This window comes from Buchnera aphidicola (Pemphigus obesinymphae), from assembly GCF_026122815.1.
In the GTDB taxonomy this organism is placed as follows: domain Bacteria; phylum Pseudomonadota; class Gammaproteobacteria; order Enterobacterales; family Enterobacteriaceae; genus Buchnera_C; species Buchnera_C aphidicola_BJ.
Window position 1 is genome coordinate 1 of record NZ_JAIWQW010000044.1, and the last position, 972, is coordinate 972.

Genomic DNA, 972 nt, shown 5'->3' on the forward strand with positions numbered 1-972 from the left:
ATTTTTTAAAAGATGGTTCCATTGCTTCTTTAAAAGCTATTGCTTTAGCTGCAATTACATGCATTAAAGGCCCTCCTTGAATACCTGGAAATACGGAAGAATCTATTTGACGATATAAATCCGTAGTTCCATTTTTAATTAATATTAAACCACCTCTAGGACCTGCTAAAGTTTTGTGGGTTGTTGATGTTACAACGTGTGCATGATCCAATGGATCGGGATATAATCCTGTAGCAACTAAACCAGCAACATGAGCTATATCAACTAGTAAATAAGCATTAATACTGTCTGCAATATAACGCATTCTCTCCCAATTACATAATCCAGAATATGCTGAAAATCCACCAATAATGATTTTAGGATTATTTTTTTTTGCTAATTTTTCTAATTGTAAGTAATCAATTTCACCATTTATATCAGTACCATACGAAATCGAATTATATAATTTTCCAGAAAAATTTACGGAAGAACCGTGAGTTAAATGTCCTCCGTGGGATAATTCCATCCCTAATATTAAATCTCCTGGTTTTAATAAAGCATTATATACTGCAAAATTAGCTTGAGATCCAGAATGCGGTTGTACATTAGCATAATCAGCATTAAACAATGTTTTTGCTCTTTCTATGGCTAATTTTTCTATTAAATCAACATTATGACATCCTCCATAATATCTTTTCCCAGGATATCCTTCTGCATATTTATTCGTGAGCTGTGAACCTTGTGCAAGCATGACATATGAACTAACATAATTTTCTGAAGCTATTAATTCTATATGATTTTCTTGACGCAATTTTTCTTGTTCTATAAACGTCCAAATATCTGGATCATATTCCGCAATTGTCATGTTATTTTTTAACATTAATTATCCTATTTTTAAAAATTATATTGTTTTAAATAACAACATCAATTATATATAATTGAAAATATATAATAATATTACTATGTAATAATAAAATTGAAAAATTATGAAAT

General features: G+C 29.3%; 1 protein-coding gene. It reads right to left on the reverse strand.

The window, feature by feature from the left end; genetic code table 11:
* Positions 1 to 859: serine hydroxymethyltransferase (gene glyA / locus LDP10_RS02965; RefSeq protein WP_265197255.1), on the reverse strand; the 859-nt coding region annotated here is incomplete at its 3' end.
* Positions 860 to 972 lie beyond the last annotated feature (113 nt).